Here is an 18,654-nt window from a genome sequence, read left to right as displayed (position 1 = left end):
GAAAGCCAATCGCGTCCCCTCATTCCCAGGAAAAAGGAGAAAACCACCTAACCCTATCCCTGAGGATTAGGTGGTTTTTTAAGGATGAAACCCCACCCACGTCTGGCTCACCATTCCTGGTTTTGAAATAAACTGAAAACGTGCTGGATCATCAATAAATTGTTGATATAGCGGCTCATCGGTTATCTCAAAGTCGGTGTATTTACGCGGTGAAGTCACCTGCAAACGCCCCGGCATATAGCGGCGGTTATGCTGCCAGGCAATATGCCCATCTTGTAACAACGGATACCACGCCAGCCCTTTATATGCGCGCACTGCATCATATTCAAAGCCATATTCGCGGTCGCACCACGCGCCAAATGTGAGGGGTTCATCCGGCGAGGCAGAAATCGTAGCGTGTGCCCAACCCGGCGGCACCAGCACTTTTTCACCCGGTCCCGCGCACACCGCAAAACAGCGACCCGGATCGTCGGCGACATATTCCTGCATATAGATAATGGCTTTACCCTGCCAGATTTCGTACAGCTCCGGCGGAGACCAGCCACTGTGGCTGCTGATACGGTGAATATGCCCCTGGCTGCGAATCGGTTCATCGCCCAATCGGCCTGAGGTATAAGTTACCACGCCAAATAGCAGCATGCGTTTTTTAAGCTCTTCCCGATCCTGCAAACGAGCGACGTCCATCACGATTGCATATACATCTTCCGGCCCGTCGCATTGCGGATCGCGAAGAGAGGTGCGGATCTGATCGAGTTTACGGATCTCCGGCACTGGCCCAATGACCTCCTCGCCATAGCTAAACCCCATCGGCCGATGGTGGATCGCCATATCAAGGCCAAAATTCCGATGTGGTTCAGCCATATTGCACCCCTCTGGCCTGAATTTCGCCTTCCCACAGGAAAACTCGTAAAGCGAAACCCTGCGCCAAAGAAGCATAATCATGCCCGGCGATCGTCGGCCAGACGGCAAGCGCTGAAAGCACCTCCGATCCGGTATTGATCAAGCGGTGCGCGGTATTGCCCGGAATAATATGTACTGAACCTTGCGACACTTGCTCAAACCGCGCTTCGCCCTGTTCGCTTTGCAGCAGTAGCAGTCCGCTGCCACGCAGGCCAAAATAAACCTCGCCCTGCTCACGCCGCTGGTGGAAATGGCCGCGCGTCATATAGAACTCATCGCCCACACGCCCCGGATTCAGATGCGTGGTGCCAACAAACAGCTCGCCCTCCCCATCAGGAGATGGCAGCATTTCCACCTGATAAATTGTCGTGCCAGCAGGTAACGCACGCCATGCGGCTTCGTCGTGAAACACGCCGACCAAATCGCCGCTGCGCGTGGTTTTGGTAATGATATTTTCAGCCGTGAAATGGCCGCTAGCGAACGCCACACCAGGTGGCATAAAGAAAGGAATAGTCACGTTGTTTCTCCGGCCCAAGGAGAACTGCTTATTGAGCATAGCAAGGTTAATCGATTAACCCTATAATCAGGCCAAAGAAAATCGATCTGCATCGCGTAAATATTTAAAGTGCTAATGCCAGACGGTGTGATCCGGCTGGAATTTTCTTATTTTTGATAATGACTTACATTACTCGACTTCTTTCACATCCATACGCAGCTCACGCGGCACTTCAAAGATAATATTCTCTTCGCGCCCAACCAGCTCGCGGGTTTCGCTGCCGCCTAACTCACGCAGGCGAGCCAGAACGTTTTGCACCAGAATATCTGGCGCTGAAGCTCCGGCGGTTACGCCTACGCATACGGCCTCTTTCACCCAGTGTTCCTGGATATCCGTTGCATCGTCAATCAGGTAGGCAGCTTTGCCCATGCGCTGTGCAAGTTCTGCCAGGCGATTGGAGTTAGACGAGTTTTTCGACCCCACGACCAGCACCACATCCGCTTCATCAGCCAGCGCGCGCACGGCTTCCTGACGGTTAGTGGTCGCGTAGCAAATGTCGTCTTTGCGCGGGCCGATAATTTGCGGGAAGCGTTGACGCAGCGCGTCGATCACGTCAGAGGTGTCATCAACCGAGAGCGTGGTCTGCGTCATAAACGACAGTTTGGCCTCGTTTTTCACATCCAGCTTGCTGACATCTTCCGGTGATTCAACCAGGTACATGCCGCCTTTCGGGTTGCTGTACTGGCCCATGGTGCCTTCCACTTCCGGGTGGCCGGCATGGCCAATCAGAATGGATTCTTCACCACGGCGGCTGGCGCGAGCCACTTCCATATGCACTTTAGTCACCAGCGGGCAGGTCGCGTCAAACACCGTTAAATCACGGCCTTTGGCTTCGTTACGCACCGCCTGGGAAACACCATGTGCGGAGAAAATCAGGATTGCGCCATCGGGAACTTCACTGATTTGCTCAATAAAAATCGCCCCGCGAGCGCGCAGGCTGTCGACCACGTAGCGGTTGTGCACCACTTCGTGGCGCACGTAAATCGGCGCGCCGTAAATCGCCAGCGCGTTTTCAACAATGCTGATAGCGCGGTCGACCCCGGCACAGAAGCCGCGTGGGTTAGCCAACAGGATCTGCATTCAACGCCTCCAGTACCGGGTCAATTTCCAGCACTTCGATATCAAAATGAATGGTTTGCCCGGCGAGCGGATGGTTAAAATCAACGGTGATCGAATCACCATTCACCTCACGCACCACGCCTGGCATCTCGCTGCCATCCATTCCTGTGAACAGCATAATCGCACCCGGTACAGGCTCGCCCGCATCGATAAACTCACGACGCGAGAAATACTGGATCATGTCCGGGCTTGGGATACCAAACGCGGATTCCGCTGCCAGAGAGAACGCTTTTTTGTCCCCTGCTTTCAAACCGACTAGCTGGTCTTCCATGCCTGGCGACAGCGTTTCGTCGCCCAGCGTGAAGAGTGCCGGTTTGCCGTTATTGCGCGTCGACTCGGCGGTAGAGCCGTCTTCAAGTTTCAGCGTGAAATGCACCAGAACTCTGCTATTGGCCTGGATAGACTTAGCCATGGGTTATCCTTTCTGCTTTGCGGGCTTGTCGGAGGAGACAAAGAACCCCTCCAGCACAATCAGCGCCGCGCCGATACAGATTGCCGTATCGGCCAGGTTAAACGTGGCGAAGTGCCAGTTGCCGACATAAAAATCAATCATGTCGACCACGAAGCCGTGCCATAACCGGTCAAACAAGTTGCCCAGAGCACCGCCGATAATTAAAGCATAGGCGATATTATTCAGCTTCTGGGTGGCTTTGGCGCGATACATCATCACCGCCAGAATCACACAGATACCGATAGCGATACCGGCGAAGAACCAGCGCTGCCAGCCGCCTTTATCCGCAAGGAAACTGAACGCCGCGCCATAGTTACGGGCATAGTGCAGATTGAGAGACGGGAACAGCGATACGGTGTCCCCCAGCATGAAATGCTGGAGGATCAGGTATTTGCTGCCCAGATCGACAATCAGAACCACGACTACAAGCCACAGCCAGCGCAGGCCGGTCGAACTTATCGATTTACTCATCAGGCAAATTTACGCTTTTCGCCGTCACCGGCAATGTTAGTGACACAGCGGCCACAGATTTCTGCGTGTTCCGCTACCTGGCCGACGTCGGTGGTGTAATGCCAGCAACGCGGGCACTTCTCACCGTCGGCTTTACGCAAGGCAACTTTCAATCCTTTCAGGATTTCGCTTTGTTGAGCGTCTTCGCCAGCCTGCGCATAATCCGCAACTTCAGCGCCCGAGGTCAACAGGACAAATCGCAATTCCTCGCCCAGGCTGTTGAGCTTCGCTGCCAGTTCGCTGTCGGCGTATAAAGTCACTGCTGCTTCCAGAGAGCCGCCCACACGCTTGTCAGCACGCGCTTGTTCGATGACTTTGTTCACTTCACCACGCACGGTTAACAGGGTGTCCCAGTAATCGTTGTTCATGGTTTCGCTATCGGCCAGGCCGAACAAGCCTTGGTACCATTCACCGGTGAAGACATATTTCTCACGCTCGCCCGGCAGGAAAGCCCAGATTTCATCAGCGGTGAAGGACATGATCGGTGCCATCCAGCGCACCAATGCTTCTGCGATGTGGTACAGCGCGGTCTGGCAACTGCGGCGCGCCACGCTGTCAGACTTCGCGGTGTACTGACGGTCTTTGATGATGTCGAGATAGAACGAGCCCATTTCGATGGAGCAGAAACGCATCAGGCGTTGTACCACTTCGTGGAAGTCGTAGCTTTCGTAAGCGGCGAGGATATCGACTTGCGCATCCTGCGCGCAGCTGACTGCCCAGCGATCCAGAACCACCATCTCTTCCGGCTTCACCATATCGGTTTCCGGGTTGAAACCGTTCAGGTTCGCCAGCAGGAAACGTGCGGTATTACGGATACGGCGATAGGAGTCGGCAGCACGCTTCAGGATCTCATCGGACACAGCGATTTCACCGGTGTAATCCGTTGACGCCACCCACAGACGCAGAATGTCCGCGCCCAGTTTGTTCATCACGTCCTGCGGAGAAACGGTGTTACCGATGGACTTGGACATTTTGCGGCCCTGACCATCAACGGTGAAACCGTGGGTCAGCACCTGGCGATATGGCGCTTTACCTTTCATCGCCGTTGAAATCATCAGCGAAGACATGAACCAGCCGCGATGCTGATCCGAGCCTTCCAGATACATATCTGGCGTATGGCCGTTGAATTCCGGGCGCACATCAACAACAGAGGAGTGCGTTGAGCCGGAGTCGAACCACACGTCCAGGGTGTCTGGCACTTTGATGTAGTTGTCAGCGTCATCGCCCATGATGTCGCGCGGATCGAGATCCCACCACGCCTGGATGCCGTCCTGCTCCACGCGTTTAGCGACTTCTTCCATCAGCTCCAGCGTGCGCGGGTGCAGCTCTTCGGTATCTTTGTGAACGAACATGGACATTGGCACGCCCCAGGTACGCTGACGGGAGATACACCAGTCCGGGCGGTTCGCCACCATCGATTCGATACGCGCCTGGCCCCAGTCAGGGATCCACTGCACGCCTTTGATCTCTTTCAGAGACTGCTCGCGCAGGCCTTTTTGATCCATGCTGATGAACCACTGCGGCGTTGCCCGGAAGATGATCGGCGTTTTGTGGCGCCAGCAGTGTGGATAGCTGTGCAGCAGTTTTTCAACGTGCAGCAGCACGCCTTTATCACGCAGGATATTCACGATCAGATCGTTCGCTTTGAACACCTGAACGCCGTCCAGACCTTCATAGGTGCCGGGCAGGTAGCAACCGTCCGGGCCAACCGGGTTAGCGATCTCCAGGTTGTATTTCTGGCTGATCACGTAGTCGTCCGGGCCGTGACCACCGGCGGTATGCACCGCACCGGTACCGGCTTCCAGCGTAACGTGGTCGCCGAGGATGGCTGGCACATCGAAATCTAAGAACGGGTGTTTGAAGCGAGCCAATTCCAGGTCTGCGCCTTTGGCAGTACCCAGAATGGTCCAATCGGTGATAGCCGCGCTCTTCATGACACCTTCGAGCAAATCTTTCGCGACAATCAGCGCCTGGCCGTCAACCTGCACCAGCACGTATTCGAATTCTGCATTCAGAGAAACGGCGCGGTTAGCAGGCAGAGTCCACGGAGTGGTGGTCCAGATAACCATGGAAACCGGGCCGTTAACCTGCGCTGCGCCAAACTTCGCTTTTACCGCATCAGCATCAACGGCCTTAAAGTTAACGAAGATGGACGGGGAAGTTTTGTCGTAGTACTCCACTTCCGCTTCAGCCAGCGCTGAACGGCAGTCGACGCACCAGTGCACCGGCTTCGCGCCTTTGTGCAGGTGACCATTGCCGACAATTTTACCCAGCGCACGGATGATGTTGGCTTCGGTTTTAAAATCCATGGTCAGGTATGGACGTGACCAGTCGCCCAGCACACCCAGGCGGATGAAGTCGGCACGCTGCCCGTCAACCTGCTCTGCGGCATATTTACGGCACGCGGCACGGAATTCAGCGGCAGACACTTTCTCACCTGGCTTGCCGATCAGCTGTTCTACTTTCAGCTCGATTGGCAGGCCGTGGCAGTCCCAACCCGGAACGTACGGGGAGTCAAAACCGCTCAGCCCCTTGGACTTCACGATAATGTCTTTCAGAATCTTGTTAACTGAGTGACCAATGTGAATGCTGCCGTTCGCGTAGGGAGGGCCATCATGCAGAATGAAGGATTTTTTGCCTTTTTTTGCATTGCGGATGATGCCGTACAGATCATCATCATTCCAGCGAGCCAGCATGCCCGGTTCACGTTTAGCGAGATCGCCACGCATCGGGAACCCTGTTTCCGGTAAGTTCAGGGTAGATTTAAAGTCACTCATTAGATTCTCGGTTCCGTATTTCGGTTTTTGAGGAAAGCCAGCTCAGGTATTAGACCCAAAAAATTCGCGGGCGGTTACCACATCTTTGGCGATTTGCGCTTTCAGTTCATCAAGCGAAGCAAACCGTTGTTCATTACGTATTTTTTTACGCAGCACCACATCAATATGCTGCCCGTATAAATCCATTGCAACATCCAGCAAATGGACTTCCAGCTGTTGGCGCAGGCCCGCCACCGTAGGGCGCGTGCCAATGTTAGCCACGCCCGGCAGCCGTTTAGCGCCTGGGACTGCGACTTCTACCGCAAACACCCCTTTTACCGGGGACACCTGGCGACGCAGCGGTAGGTTCGCCGTTGGGAAACCAAGGGTTCTTCCCAGTTCATCACCGTGGACAACCCGCCCGGAGATGATAAACGGATGGCCCAGTAAACTTTCAGCCAGCGCTAAGTCATCCTCAGCCAGGGCCTGGCGCACTGCCGTACTGCTAATGCGCACGCCGCCTTCGCAGAAAGTTTGCGTACTGGTGACGTCAAAGCCGTATTCCTGCCCGGCCTTCTGTAATAACAAGAAATCCCCCTGGCGACCAGCGCCAAAGCGGAAATCATCACCCACCGCGAGAAATTTTACCCCCAGGCGGCCGACCAGCAGATCGCTGACGAAGTTTTGCGCCGTGAAGGCGGCAAAGCGACGGTCAAATCGCACGCACAGCACGTAGTCCACACCACACTCGGCCAGATAACGCAGCTTTTCGCGCAAACGGGTCAGACGCGCCGGAGCTTTTTCACCCGCTAACAGCTCAAGCGGCTGCGGCTCGAAGATCATGACCATCACCGGCAGATTGCGCGCACGCCCTTCCGCACACAGCCCTTTTAGCAGGGTCTTGTGGCCTCGATGCACACCATCGAAATTACCAATGGTGAGGACGCACCCGTGGTGGTTCTGGCGTAAATTATGTATGCCGCGTATCAGCTTCATGGCTGGCTCAAGACAGTGGAAATCGGCGGATTATATCAATTACCACGGTGAAGGTTAACCGGCGATTGTCCCCTTTGGCATAAAGCATTAAGGAATTCATCGTACTGACGCCCGGTTTGCGCATTGATGGGTATCGCTGGACGATTTTTGTTGCTTAAAGCTGTATTCATGACCGTTAAGCTGGTAGAATCCGCGCCATCACAACGTAACAGGCTCCGGAAATTTAACGGCGCTTATTTGCACAAATCCATTGACAAAAGAAGGCTAAGAGGGCATATTCCTCGGCCTTTGAATTGTCTACATAGATCATATTTGGGAGTTGGACCTTGGCTAATATCAAATCAGCTAAGAAACGTGCTGTACAGTCTGAAAAGGCTCGTAAGCACAACGCAAGCCGTCGCTCTATGATGCGTACTTTCATCAAGAAAGTATACGCAGCGATTGAAACTGGCGACAAAGCTGCTGCACAGAAAGCATTTAACGAAATGCAACCAATCGTGGATCGTCAGGCTAGCAAAGGTCTGATCCACAAAAATAAAGCTGCGCGTCATAAGGCTAACCTTGTAGCGCAAATCAACAAACTGGCTTAATCGCCAACTTGTTGTCAGCTTGAAAAAAAACCGGCCAAGGCCGGTTTTTTTATTGGTAAAATTCGCGCGGATAATCAGGCCTCTTTAAACAGCGCCGAATAATCCCGGTTACACACGCGCTGAACCGCCGGATGCTGAATCATACGTTCGGCAAATATCGCGTGATACTCTTCCATCACATTCTCAATGCGCCCAATCTCTACAATGTTCTCGTCGTTATAGATATCCTGCCCGTACAGCGTTGGCGCCACGAAAATCGCATTATGTGCCGCACCAAAAGCTTTCATCAGCGCCGCATCGTCAAACTCGCCAAGAATTTCTACATTCAGCCCCTGGCCGTGGATCCAATTGAGGATCTTGCGCCCCAGCATCGAACGGCGGCCGGGAATCAATAAACGCCGGGTTTCAAGGCATGCCGGGAAGGGCAAATCCGGCACCGGGTTCTGGCTCCAGAAGCTAATCCCACATTCGCCAATTTTCACCGAGAACAGCCCCTCCTGCTGCGTTGAGTCAATCGGGCAGTCGGAGATGATCATATCCAGTTTATGCTGACTCAGCTGCTCCAGCAGCATTTCATGGGTCGATTCGAAACAGCGCAGATGGATTTGTTCATCTTCGACAACGGCCGCATCCAGCACCCCGCTGACCAGACGTTTTGACAACGCATCCGCAATACCGACATCAAACAGCAGGCTGGACTCTTTGCGGTAGTTGACGATATCCAGCATTTCCTGGCTTAAGGTAAACATACGGTCTGCATAGCGGAAAACAAGCTGGCCCAGCTCAGAAGGGACTAAACCACGCCCCTGGCGGCGGAAAAGCTTACCCTGCAGGCGCTCTTCCAGCGCTTTGATCTGCCCGGTGATAGTTTGTGGCGTTAAGTAGAGCGCTTCGGCTGCTCCGACTACGGAGCCTTCTCTGCAAACGTGCCAGAAGTAGTAGAGATGGTTGTAATTTATGTGTGACATGCGTTGTTCGCTCCCTGATAAACCATCCATTTACTAACGGCTCCCAGGGAGCCGTTAGTGGAATATTAATTATGTTTTAGTTGCGAGCTGAATCGGCTCCTCAGCATACAGTAGCCTACGACTGCGGATAGCAGCGACCCTAGCAGAATCCCCAGTTTCGCCCAGGTAATGAGTGCCGGGTCCGCACCGTCGAATGCCAGCGATGCGATGAAAATCGACATCGTAAAGCCAATACCGCACAGCACACCCACCGCCATAATCTCTTTGCAGGTTGTCCCTTCAGGCAAGGTTGCCAGTTTAAATTTCAGGGCCGCCCAGCAGAACAGGCTAATGCCCAGCGGCTTGCCGATAAACAGGCCGGCCATAATCCCCATCGGCAACAGGGAAGTTAAACCGGCAAACGTCACGCCGCTTAACGATACGCCTGCGTTAGCAAAGGCAAACAGTGGCAGGATCAGGAACGCAACCCATGGGTGCAGCACATGCTCCAGCTCTTTTGCCGGGGAGCGCCCGTTTTCTTCTTTTAGCGGGATCAGGAAACCAATGATCACCCCGGCAAGCGTTGCATGTACGCCCGATTTCAGTACCGCAGTCCACAGCACCACCCCGACCAGAATATACAACCCGGTGCGGCGAACGTTACAGATATTCAGCAGCGCCAGCACGGCGATAGCACCGGCGGCAACCATCAGCGACAGTATTGAGAGATCGCTGGTATAGAACAAAGCGATGATAACTATCGCCCCCAGGTCATCGATAATCGCCAGCGCCATCAGGAACACTTTCAGTGCGACAGGCACGCGATTGCCCAGTAACGCCAGAATACCCAGCGCGAAGGCGATATCCGTTGCCGCCGGAATCGCCCAACCTTCACGGGTAATCGGATCCTGGAAGTTAAACAGTAAATAGATGGCCGCCGGCACCACCATGCCACCCAGGGCAGCAATCACCGGGAATGACGCCTGGCGCATGCTGGCAAGCGAGCCGCTCACCATTTCACGTTTGACTTCAAGACCAATCATCAGGAAGAAGATGGCCATTAACGCATCATTGACCCACAGCAGCAGGTTTTTGCTGATATCAAGCGAGCCGATGCGCACCTCAACCGGCGTATTCAGGAACGACTGATACATCTCACTGGTGGCGCCAAGATTGGCCAGCACCATAGCCAGTACGGCGGCAAAGATTAAAAAGATGCCGCTGGAGGCATCATTATTGAAAAAGCATTTTAATTTTTTGGTCATTGTTACATCCCAGTTATCCAACTGCCTTAAATCATTTAAGGCTTTAATATGTATTAAGCATAGCCTGGCTAACACATCGAGAAAAGTAGATTATATTGCATTTAACAGTCGGAAATAACGAATTAAATGACTTTAAAAATTAATGTGTGCCGGGCGCATAAAAAAAGCCTGAATCAAAATTAATCGATTCAGGCTTTTTTACTGCTAATCGGGAAATCCGTTTTAGCGGGTCAGATCGTCAAAGAATTTCTTCACACCGTCAAAGAAGCTCTTTGAGCGCGGGCTGTTCTTTTCGCCACTTGGCCCACCAAAACTTTCCGCCAGATCGCGCAGCAGCTGTTTCTGCTTTTCATTCAGGCTAACCGGCGTTTCCACCACCACGCGGCATAACAGGTCGCCCTGTGCTCCGCCACGCACGGATTTCACCCCTTTCCCACGCATGCGGAATAATTTGCCCGTTTGCGTTTCGCCCGGCACTTTCAGGTTCACACGTCCATCAAGCGTTGGGACTTCAATCTCGCCCCCCAGCGCGGCCATGGCAAAGTTAATCGGCACTTCGCAATACAGGTTATTGCCTTCCCGCTCAAAGATTGGGTGTTGCTTAACCTGAACCTGAACGTACAGATCGCCTGACGGCGCGCCATGCTCACCCGCTTCCCCTTCGCCTGCAAGGCGAATACGGTCGCCGGTATCAACGCCCGCCGGGATTTTCACCGACAGGGTTTTGGTTTTTTCTACGCGGCCATGTCCATGACAGGTGGTGCACGGATCTTTAATAATCGTGCCGCGGCCCTGGCAGTGCGGACAGCTTTGCTGCACCGTGAAGAAGCCCTGGCGCATTTGTACCTGGCCTTGTCCATGACAAGTCGGGCAAGTCTGTGGCCTGGAGCCCGGTTTCGCACCGCTACCGTGGCAGACACCACACTCTTCGAGCGTCGGGATACGGATCTCTTTGGTCACGCCACGTACTGCTTCTTCCAGCGTTAAGTCCATGTTGTAGCGTAAATCGGCACCGCGGGAAGCGCGTTGACGACGCCCACCACCGAAGATGTCACCGAACACGTCGCCAAAGATATCGCCAAAGTCGGCACCGCCGCCGCCAAATCCGCCGTGGCCGCCACCACCCATACCGCCTTGTTCAAACGCGGCGTGACCATACTGATCGTAAGCCGCACGTTTTTGCTCGTCGGTAAGGATTTCGTAGGCTTCTTTAATTTCTTTAAATTTGCCTTCGGACTCTTTGTCACCCTGATTACGGTCCGGGTGGAACTTCATTGCCAGGCGTTTATAGGCTTTCTTGATTTCACGCTCTTCCGCGTTTTTCGGAACGCCTAAAACCTCGTAATAGTCTCTCTTCGCCATCTTTTTTGTCTGCCCCTAACATGCGTGCACGGGCGCAGAGGAAAACCTCGACGCCCGTGCCAGTGAATCAACCGCTCAAAGGGCGATTATTTTTTGTCTTTAACTTCTTCGAACTCAGCATCAACAACATCGTCGTCTTTACTTGCAGAGTTACCAGCGTCAGTAGCGTTACCTGCTTGCTGCTCGGCGTGTTGTGCCTGAGCCAGCTCCATCAGTTTCTGGGAAACTTCCGCCAGCGCCTGTATTTTCGCTTCAATGTCGGCTTTGTCTTCGCCTTTCAGAGAAGTTTCCAGCGCGCTCAGTGCAGACTCAATGGCAGTTTTGTCGTCAGCTGGCAGCTTGTCGCCTGCTTCTTCAACCTGCTTGCGAGTGCTGTGCAGCAAATGGTCGCCCTGGTTACGAGTCTGAACCAGCTCTTCAAACTTACGGTCAGCTTCAGCGTTAGCTTCCGCATCGCGCACCATTTTCTGGATCTCTTCTTCATTCAGACCAGAAGAAGCCTTGATGGTGATCTTCTGTTCTTTACCGCTGTTTTTGTCTTTCGCGGAAACGTGCAGGATACCATCCGCATCGATATCGAAAGTGACTTCGATCTGTGGCATACCACGCGGTGCCGGGCTGATACCATCCAGGTTGAACTGACCCAGAGATTTGTTATCGGCCGCACGTTTACGCTCGCCCTGAATCACATGGATGGTCACCGCAGACTGGTTATCTTCAGCTGTGGAGAACACCTGGCTGTGCTTAGTCGGGATAGTGGTGTTTTTGTTGATCAGTGAAGTCATCACACCGCCCATGGTTTCGATACCCAAAGACAGTGGGGTAACGTCCAGCAGCAGTACGTCAGTCACGTCACCAGCAAGCACACCACCCTGAACCGCAGCACCGATTGCTACTGCTTCATCCGGGTTAACGTCTTTACGTGGCTCTTTACCAAAGAACTCAGTTACTTTCTTCTGCACCATTGGCATACGAGTCTGACCACCGACCAGGATAACGTCCTGGATATCGGAAACAGACAGGCCAGCATCCTGCAGAGCAACTTTCAGCGGCTCGATAGAACGGTTTACCAGGTCTTCGACCAGGGATTCCAGTTTTGCACGAGTCACTTTGATGTTCATGTGTTTTGGACCGGTGGCATCTGCAGTGATGTACGGCAGATTCACATCGGTCTGTTGAGCAGAAGACAGCTCAATTTTCGCTTTTTCAGCCGCTTCTTTCAGACGCTGCATCGCCAGCGGATCGTTACGCAGATCGATACCCTGATCTTTCTTGAACTCTTCCACTAAGTAGTTGATCAGACGGCTGTCGAAGTCTTCACCACCGAGGTGGGTATCACCGTTGGTTGCCAGAACTTCAAAGGTTTTCTCGCCATCCACTTCGTCAATTTCAATGATGGAAATATCGAAAGTACCACCACCCAGGTCGTAGACCGCGATAGTGCGGTTGCCTACTTCTTTATCCAGACCGTAGGCCAGTGCCGCCGCGGTTGGTTCGTTGATGATACGTTTTACTTCCAGCCCTGCGATACGGCCAGCATCTTTCGTTGCCTGACGCTGCGCATCGTTGAAGTAGGCAGGAACGGTGATAACAGCTTCAGTTACCGGCTCGCCCAGGTAATCTTCAGCGGTTTTCTTCATTTTCTTCAATACTTCAGCAGAGATCTGCGGAGGTGCCATTTTCTGGCCCTTCACATCGATCCATGCATCGCCGTTATCGGCGCCAATAATTTTGTACGGCATGATGGCTTCATCACGCTGCACTTCTTCATCCTGGAAGCGGCGGCCAATCAGGCGTTTGATCGCGAACAGGGTGTTCTGCGGGTTAGTCACTGCCTGACGTTTAGCCGGCTGACCAACCAGAATCTCACCATCTTGCGTATAGGCAATGATAGAAGGAGTGGTGCGGTCGCCCTCTGCGTTTTCCAGCACGCGAGCGGTAGTCCCATCCATAATCGCTACACAAGAGTTGGTAGTACCCAAGTCGATGCCAATAATTTTACCCATCTAAACGTCTCCACTTAAAATTTGTCGTCATATGGTCGTGAACCTGTTATGCGGGCAAACAAGAGTCTTTCAACTGCCCAAACACGATTTTTTACAGGCCCCACAACTGCGGTTGCATACAAGATGGGGTCACTCGGCTCGCCATCAAGGGGCAAAGCAAAAAAAATTTTCATCTTCACACCTGTTTAGATCATGGACTCGAACCCCTCACCTGATTATGATGCCGCGCCCCGCTGCCCTTTCGCAGCGGTGTGGCGACGACAACTATTCATTTTCAGACGAATTTTAGAGGATCTATGGGCAACACTAAGTTGGCTAATCCAGCTCCCCTGGGCTTGATGGGCTTCGGCATGACCACCATTCTGCTCAACCTGCATAACACCGGCATCTTCCCTTTTGATGTCAACATCCTTGCAATGGGCATTTTCTACGGTGGTATCGCACAAATTTTTGCCGGCCTGTTGGAATATAAGAAAGGTAATACTTTCGGCCTGACGGCATTCACTTCTTATGGCTCATTCTGGCTGACTCTGGTTGCCATTCTGCTGATGCCTAAGATGGGTCTTGCGGACGCTGCAAACGCCCACTTCCTCGGCGCATACCTCGGCCTGTGGGGCATCTTCACGCTGTTCATGTTCTTCGGTACTTTGGCTTCCTCGCCGCGCATGCTGCAGTTCGTGTTTGCCAGCCTGACCGTGCTGTTTGCTCTGCTGGCGATTGGCCACCTGATTGACAACGAAAGCATCGTTCGCGTTGCGGGTTGGATTGGCCTGGTTTGTGGCGCAAGCGCCATTTACCTGGCAATGGGCGAAGTGCTCAACGAGCAGTTTGGCCGTACCGTGCTACCGATTGGTGAAAAACACTAATTCCTGCTGGCACTGTAGAAAGAAAAACGCGGAGCCTGGCTCCGCGTTTTTTTTATGAATGTTGCCGCGGCCTTTCAACCACCCAAGCCCTGCATTTTCAGGAGCTTACTTCGCGAACTGCGCTCTTTGGGCGAAAAGCTGCTACTACCGCGCGATTAGTTTCGACATAAGGCCCATCAAGCAACTGTATACAGTACGGTACGCTGGCGAAGATACCCGGCATCACAACTTTACCGTCCGCCTCTTTCACGCCTTCCAGCGTTTCCTGAATGGATTTCGGCTGTCCCGGCAAATTCAGGATTAGCGCCTGCTTGCGAATCACGCCCACCTGGCGTGACAGGATTGCCGTCGGCACAAAGTGCAGGCTTATCTGGCGCATCTGTTCGCCAAATCCCGGCATCACACGATCGGCAATCGCAAGCGTTGCGTCAGGCGTGACATCACGACGTGCCGGCCCTGTTCCGCCCGTGGTCAACACCAGATGACACGCCATCTCATCCACTAGTTCACACAGCGCCTGTTCAATCAGCGGCTGTTCATCAGGGATTAAGCGAGTTTCAATCTGGAATGGCGTGGTCAGGGTTCGTTCCAGCCAGTCAACCAGCGCCGGAATGCCTTTATCCTGATAGACACCGCTTGAAGCGCGGTCAGAGATGGAGACTAAGCCAATGCGTAAAGTATTCATATCATTTCCGGAGAGTCAAAACTTAACGGAATGATACACGGCGAAAGGCGTTGCAGACAGGGTGAAACGCTAAAAAGCGTGACCGGAATGGTCCGGTCACGCCACGGATTACAGCAGGTCGCCGATCATTTTTTCCAGTTTTTCCTGGTCGATAGCAAACTTACGGATGCCATCAGCCAGTTTATCAACGGCCATTGGGTCCTGGTTGTGGCTCCACAGGAACTCGGACTCGGTCATACGCTCCGGACGGGCTTTCACTTCGCCGGTGTAAGAGAGTTTACGCTCAACGGCACCTTCGCTTTCCGCCAGCTCTTTGAGCAGCGCAGGGGCGATAGTCAGGCGGTCACAGCCGGCCAGTTCGATGATCTCGCCCAGGTTACGGAAGCTTGCGCCCATCACCACGGTCTCGTAGCCGTGCTGTTTGTAGTACTGGTAGATTTCAGACACGGACACCACGCCTGGATCTTCATGCGCGGCGTACTCTTTCTTATCGGTGTTCGATTTGTACCAGTCGAGGATACGGCCCACGAATGGCGAAATCAGGAACACGCCCGCTTCAGCGCAGGCACGGGCCTGAGCGAAGGAGAACAGCAGCGTCAGGTTACAGTTGATGCCTTCTTTTTCCAGCTGTTCCGCAGCGCGGATACCCTGCCAGGTAGAAGCCAGTTTGATCAGGATACGGTCGTTGCTGATACCCGCATCGTTATACATTTTGATCAGACGTTTTGCTTTAGCGATGCTGGCAGCCGTGTCGTAAGACAGACGCGCGTCAACTTCAGTAGAAATACGGCCCGGGATCAGTTTCAGGATTTCCAGACCAATATTCACCGCCAGCTTGTCAGTGGCGTCCACAACTTGCTGTGCGCGATCGCTGCTTTGCTCACGCGCCCAGGCAACCGCATCATCAATCAGCTTACGGTATTCAGGAATTTGCGCGGCGTTGAGAATCAGAGAAGGGTTAGTGGTAGCATCTTGCGGTTGATACAGCTTCATTGCCGCAATATCCCCGGTGTCCGCCACAACTGTGGTTAGCTGACGCAGGGAGGTCAATTTATCCGTCATGATAGTGTTTCTCGTTAGGTGTAACTTGTTAGGGGGATGTAACCGGTCTGGCTTGATGATATCACGACGTAATTCAGGCGCAACCGCAGCAATACATCGGCAGGAACTGAACGCGAAACGGATAAATACCGTGTATTATTTGCCTGCAATCTAAAGGAGCCTGCGCAACCACCGCGCATTAGCCGTGCCCATAACGCATGCAGACGAGGGATGTTAATGACAGATTTTTTTCTGTTTATCAATGAGATACTTTGGGGTTCCATCCTTATTTATTTATTAGTCGGGGCCGGTCTGTGGTTTACCTGGCGATGTGGCTTCGTCCAGTTCCGCTATCTGACGCAGATCCGCAGCATCCTGCTGGCGAATAAAAACCAGGATCCTTCCGGAATTTCCTCATTTCAGGCACTCTGCACCAGCCTTGCGGCGCGCGTAGGCAGCGGTAACCTGTCGGGCGTGGCCATCGCTCTGACGCTCGGAGGTCCTGGCGCCATTTTCTGGATGTGGGTGGTTGCCATGCTAGGCATGGCGACCTCTTTCGTCGAATGCTCCCTCGCCCAGCTTTATAAAACGCGCGACAGCGAAGGCAACTATCGCGGTGGCCCGGCGTGGTATATGGAACGTGGGCTGGGAATGCGCTGGATGGGCGTAATGTTCTCCATTTTCCTGATGATCGCTTTCGGTTTAATTTTTAATGCCGTGCAGGCGAACTCCATTGCGAACGCCGTGAACAACGCTTTCGGCATTCCCAAAACCTGGGTTGGCATAGCGCTCGTCGTCTTAACCGCAGGCGTGATTTGGGGCGGTATGCGCGGCACAGCCCGCCTCGCCCAATGGCTGTTGCCAGCGATGGCGTTTATCTGGGTAGTGATGAGCCTGATTGTTATGGCGTTAAATATCGAACGTTTACCCGAAGTGGTTTCCCTGGTGTTCAGCAGCGCATTCGGCTGGCAGGAGGCCGCGTCGGGAGCGCTGGGATTCACCATCAGCCAGGCAATCACCACCGGTTTTCAGCGCGGAATGTTTTCTAACGAAGCAGGCCTTGGCTCTTCACCTAATGCCGCAGCGGCCGCAGCAACATGGCCGCCGCATCCCGCGTCACAGGGGTTGGTGCAAATGTTTGGCGTATTGCTTGATACCGTCATCATCTGTTCGGCAACCGCCGGAATTATTCTCTTTTCGGGCATTCTTGATACTGCCGACCCGGAGATGAAGGGCATCGCCCTGGTACAGCAGGCGTTTAGCAGCATGGTGGGATCGTGGGGAACCGGCTTTGTCGCGCTAGTTGTGATGCTGTTTGCCTTCACGTCAATTGTCGCCAATTATGCTTACGCTGAAAACAATCTGATGTTTTTACAACAGAAAAGTCCTTTTGCTACGGTGCTGTTCCGTTGCCTGGCGCTGGTGATGGTGATGTTTGGCACCCTGTCGCCGCTGCCGTTAGTCTGGCAGATGGCGGATGCAGCGATGGCGTTTATGGCGGCCACTAATATCACGGCGATTCTGCTGCTCTCACCTGTCGCACGCGATTTGAGTGCGGATTATCTGCGGCAGCTGAAGCTGGGCAAGATCCCGGTTTTTGATCCGAACCGTTTTCCCGACATCAAACACCAGCTGGCACCCGGGATCTGGGATAATCAAGAGCCTCCTGAAACCAGACGCTAATCGCAATCATCGGCTAATGCTGTCAGAAAACCGGTTACTATTGCCAAAATAATACAGCCAGGAACCACCATGTTAATTATTATTTCACCTGCAAAAACCCTGGATTATCAAAGCGCTCTAGCCACCGATCGCTATACGCAACCCGAACTGCTGGACTATTCCAGCCAGCTGATTGCCGTGGCGCGCAAACTTAGCGCCCCGCAAATTGCATCCCTGATGCATATCAGCGACAAACTGGCTTCGCTCAACGAAACCCGTTTTCACGAATGGCAGCCGGATTTCACCCCACAAAATGCCCGTCAGGCCATTCTGGCGTTTAAAGGTGATGTGTATACCGGCTTACAGGCTGAAGAGTTCAGCGCGGCAGATTTCGATTTCGCACAGCAGCATTTACGAATGCTTTCTGGCTTATATGGCGTACTGCGCCCGCTGGATTTGATGCAGCCGTATCGTCTGGAAATGGGCATTAAGCTTGAGAACCCGAAGGGAGAAAATCTGTATCAGTTCTGGGGGGATACCATCACCGAAAAACTCAACCAGGCGCTGGCGGCGCAGGGTGACAATGTGGTGATTAACCTGGCTTCTGATGAGTATTACAAAGCGGTCAAAGCGAAGAAGCTCAATGCGGAAATCATCAAGCCAGTATTCCTGGATGAGAAGAACGGCAAGTTTAAAGTTATCAGCTTCTACGCTAAGAAAGCGCGTGGCTTGATGAGCCGTTACATCATTGAAAACCGCCTCACCAGGCCTGAACAACTCACCGCTTTTAACACCGACGGCTACTTCTTTGATGAAGCCGCTTCCGGGAAACATGAACTGGTGTTCAAACGCCACGAGCAGTAAGCAAAACGCCAGCGCAGTGCTGGCGTCAGACTGATGACAAACCCATGTGTTTCGTAAGACGAACATAGGCCATCAATA

At 53.3% G+C, this 18,654-nt stretch carries 17 protein-coding genes; 4 read left to right on the top strand and 13 right to left on the bottom strand.

Annotated features, from left to right (window positions below):
* Positions 1 to 78: 78 nt before the first annotated feature.
* The 7 genes from EHN07_RS02075 to ribF form a co-directional block, all read right to left on the bottom strand.
* Positions 79 to 861: a glucose-6-phosphate isomerase family protein gene (locus EHN07_RS02075; protein WP_124022564.1), complete on the bottom strand. Its 783-nt coding sequence runs from the start codon at positions 859 to 861 to the stop codon at positions 79 to 81.
* Positions 854 to 1,417 (bottom strand): glucose-6-phosphate isomerase family protein, encoded by a 564-nt coding sequence (locus tag EHN07_RS02070; protein WP_425267162.1) that lies wholly within the window; start codon positions 1,415 to 1,417, stop codon positions 854 to 856. The genes EHN07_RS02075 and EHN07_RS02070 overlap by 8 nt, the downstream gene beginning before the upstream one ends.
* 168 nt (positions 1,418 to 1,585) lie before the next feature.
* Positions 1,586 to 2,536 (bottom strand): 4-hydroxy-3-methylbut-2-enyl diphosphate reductase, encoded by a 951-nt coding sequence (ispH, locus tag EHN07_RS02065; RefSeq protein WP_124022563.1) that lies wholly within the window; start codon positions 2,534 to 2,536, stop codon positions 1,586 to 1,588.
* A complete protein-coding gene (gene fkpB / locus EHN07_RS02060) occupies positions 2,517 to 2,987 on the bottom strand; it encodes an FKBP-type peptidyl-prolyl cis-trans isomerase (protein ID WP_124022562.1) in 471 nt (156 codons plus the stop codon). The genes ispH and fkpB overlap by 20 nt, the downstream gene beginning before the upstream one ends.
* A 3-nt stretch (positions 2,988 to 2,990) precedes the next feature.
* Positions 2,991 to 3,497 carry a signal peptidase II gene (gene lspA / locus EHN07_RS02055; protein WP_124022561.1) on the bottom strand — a complete coding sequence of 169 codons (507 nt, stop codon included), beginning with the start codon at positions 3,495 to 3,497 and terminating at the stop codon, positions 2,991 to 2,993.
* Positions 3,497 to 6,313 (bottom strand): isoleucine--tRNA ligase, encoded by a 2,817-nt coding sequence (ileS, locus tag EHN07_RS02050; RefSeq protein ID WP_124022560.1) that lies wholly within the window; start codon positions 6,311 to 6,313, stop codon positions 3,497 to 3,499. The genes lspA and ileS overlap by 1 nt, the downstream gene beginning before the upstream one ends.
* Positions 6,314 to 6,355: 42 nt before the next feature.
* On the bottom strand, positions 6,356 to 7,288 hold the full coding sequence (gene ribF, locus EHN07_RS02045) for a bifunctional riboflavin kinase/FAD synthetase (RefSeq protein WP_124022559.1): 933 nt from the start codon (positions 7,286 to 7,288) through the stop codon (positions 6,356 to 6,358).
* Between the two features lie 326 nt (positions 7,289 to 7,614).
* Here ribF and rpsT point away from each other — a divergent pair, with 326 nt between their 5' ends.
* The gene (gene rpsT / locus EHN07_RS02040) at positions 7,615 to 7,878 is read left to right on the top strand and encodes a 30S ribosomal protein S20 (protein ID WP_034459390.1); all 264 of its coding nucleotides are present in this window, start codon (positions 7,615 to 7,617) and stop codon (positions 7,876 to 7,878) included.
* A gap of 74 nt (positions 7,879 to 7,952) precedes the next feature.
* Here rpsT and nhaR read toward each other — a convergent pair whose 3' ends face one another.
* The 4 genes from nhaR to dnaK all read right to left on the bottom strand — a co-directional run bounded on the left by nhaR (position 7,953) and on the right by dnaK (position 13,458).
* The gene (nhaR, locus tag EHN07_RS02035) at positions 7,953 to 8,846 is read right to left on the bottom strand and encodes a transcriptional activator NhaR (protein WP_124022558.1); all 894 of its coding nucleotides are present in this window, start codon (positions 8,844 to 8,846) and stop codon (positions 7,953 to 7,955) included.
* Between the two features lie 65 nt (positions 8,847 to 8,911).
* Positions 8,912 to 10,090, bottom strand: a complete 1,179-nt coding sequence (gene nhaA / locus EHN07_RS02030; RefSeq protein ID WP_124022557.1) for a Na+/H+ antiporter NhaA — start codon at positions 10,088 to 10,090, stop codon at positions 8,912 to 8,914.
* Positions 10,091 to 10,312: 222 nt separating this feature from the next.
* Positions 10,313 to 11,452 carry a molecular chaperone DnaJ gene (dnaJ, locus tag EHN07_RS02025; protein ID WP_124022556.1) on the bottom strand — a complete coding sequence of 380 codons (1,140 nt, stop codon included), beginning with the start codon at positions 11,450 to 11,452 and terminating at the stop codon, positions 10,313 to 10,315.
* A gap of 86 nt (positions 11,453 to 11,538) precedes the next feature.
* Positions 11,539 to 13,458, bottom strand: a complete 1,920-nt coding sequence (dnaK, locus tag EHN07_RS02020; protein ID WP_124022555.1) for a molecular chaperone DnaK — start codon at positions 13,456 to 13,458, stop codon at positions 11,539 to 11,541.
* 296 nt (positions 13,459 to 13,754) lie between these two features.
* On the opposite strand from dnaK, the gene satP reads away from it, so the two are divergent.
* Entirely contained in the window at positions 13,755 to 14,324 is a 570-nt protein-coding gene (gene satP / locus EHN07_RS02015) for an acetate uptake transporter (RefSeq protein ID WP_124022554.1), read from the top strand.
* Between the two features lie 97 nt (positions 14,325 to 14,421).
* Here the strand turns inward: satP and mog are convergent, their stop codons facing one another.
* Entirely contained in the window at positions 14,422 to 15,009 is a 588-nt protein-coding gene (gene mog / locus EHN07_RS02010) for a molybdopterin adenylyltransferase (protein WP_124022553.1), read from the bottom strand.
* Between the two features lie 108 nt (positions 15,010 to 15,117).
* Entirely contained in the window at positions 15,118 to 16,071 is a 954-nt protein-coding gene (gene tal / locus EHN07_RS02005) for a transaldolase (protein WP_124022552.1), read from the bottom strand.
* A gap of 216 nt (positions 16,072 to 16,287) precedes the next feature.
* Here tal and EHN07_RS02000 point away from each other — a divergent pair, with 216 nt between their 5' ends.
* Positions 16,288 to 17,733 (top strand): alanine/glycine:cation symporter family protein, encoded by a 1,446-nt coding sequence (locus tag EHN07_RS02000; RefSeq protein ID WP_124022551.1) that lies wholly within the window; start codon positions 16,288 to 16,290, stop codon positions 17,731 to 17,733.
* 69 nt (positions 17,734 to 17,802) lie between these two features.
* Positions 17,803 to 18,576 carry a peroxide stress protein YaaA gene (gene yaaA / locus EHN07_RS01995; RefSeq protein WP_124022550.1) on the top strand — a complete coding sequence of 258 codons (774 nt, stop codon included), beginning with the start codon at positions 17,803 to 17,805 and terminating at the stop codon, positions 18,574 to 18,576.
* Positions 18,577 to 18,654: the final 78 nt, after the last annotated feature.

It is taken from the genome of Buttiauxella warmboldiae (assembly GCF_003818135.1).
Classification (GTDB): Bacteria; Pseudomonadota; Gammaproteobacteria; order Enterobacterales; family Enterobacteriaceae; genus Buttiauxella; species Buttiauxella warmboldiae.
The sequence above is the reverse complement of the archived record's forward strand: the minus strand, read 5'-3'. Positions and strand labels throughout refer to the sequence as shown.

Excerpts from the sequence above, each read along its gene's own strand:
- EHN07_RS02000 (WP_124022551.1), top strand. The coding sequence starts at position 16,288 with ATGACAGATTTTTTTCTGTTTATCAATGAGATACTTTGGGGTTCCATC.
- yaaA (WP_124022550.1), top strand. The coding sequence starts at position 17,803 with ATGTTAATTATTATTTCACCTGCAAAAACCCTGGATTATCAAAGCGCT.
- ribF (WP_124022559.1), bottom strand. The coding sequence starts at position 7,288 with ATGAAGCTGATACGCGGCATACATAATTTACGCCAGAACCACCACGGG.
- lspA (WP_124022561.1), bottom strand. The coding sequence starts at position 3,497 with ATGAGTAAATCGATAAGTTCGACCGGCCTGCGCTGGCTGTGGCTTGTA.
- nhaA (WP_124022557.1), bottom strand. The coding sequence starts at position 10,090 with ATGACCAAAAAATTAAAATGCTTTTTCAATAATGATGCCTCCAGCGGC.
- satP (WP_124022554.1), top strand. The coding sequence starts at position 13,755 with ATGGGCAACACTAAGTTGGCTAATCCAGCTCCCCTGGGCTTGATGGGC.
- ileS (WP_124022560.1), bottom strand. The coding sequence starts at position 6,313 with ATGAGTGACTTTAAATCTACCCTGAACTTACCGGAAACAGGGTTCCCG.
- nhaR (WP_124022558.1), bottom strand. The coding sequence starts at position 8,846 with ATGTCACACATAAATTACAACCATCTCTACTACTTCTGGCACGTTTGC.
- dnaK (WP_124022555.1), bottom strand. The coding sequence starts at position 13,458 with ATGGGTAAAATTATTGGCATCGACTTGGGTACTACCAACTCTTGTGTA.
- EHN07_RS02075 (WP_124022564.1), bottom strand. The coding sequence starts at position 861 with ATGGCTGAACCACATCGGAATTTTGGCCTTGATATGGCGATCCACCAT.
- mog (WP_124022553.1), bottom strand. The coding sequence starts at position 15,009 with ATGAATACTTTACGCATTGGCTTAGTCTCCATCTCTGACCGCGCTTCA.
- tal (WP_124022552.1), bottom strand. The coding sequence starts at position 16,071 with ATGACGGATAAATTGACCTCCCTGCGTCAGCTAACCACAGTTGTGGCG.
- dnaJ (WP_124022556.1), bottom strand. The coding sequence starts at position 11,452 with ATGGCGAAGAGAGACTATTACGAGGTTTTAGGCGTTCCGAAAAACGCG.
- ispH (WP_124022563.1), bottom strand. The coding sequence starts at position 2,536 with ATGCAGATCCTGTTGGCTAACCCACGCGGCTTCTGTGCCGGGGTCGAC.
- fkpB (WP_124022562.1), bottom strand. The coding sequence starts at position 2,987 with ATGGCTAAGTCTATCCAGGCCAATAGCAGAGTTCTGGTGCATTTCACG.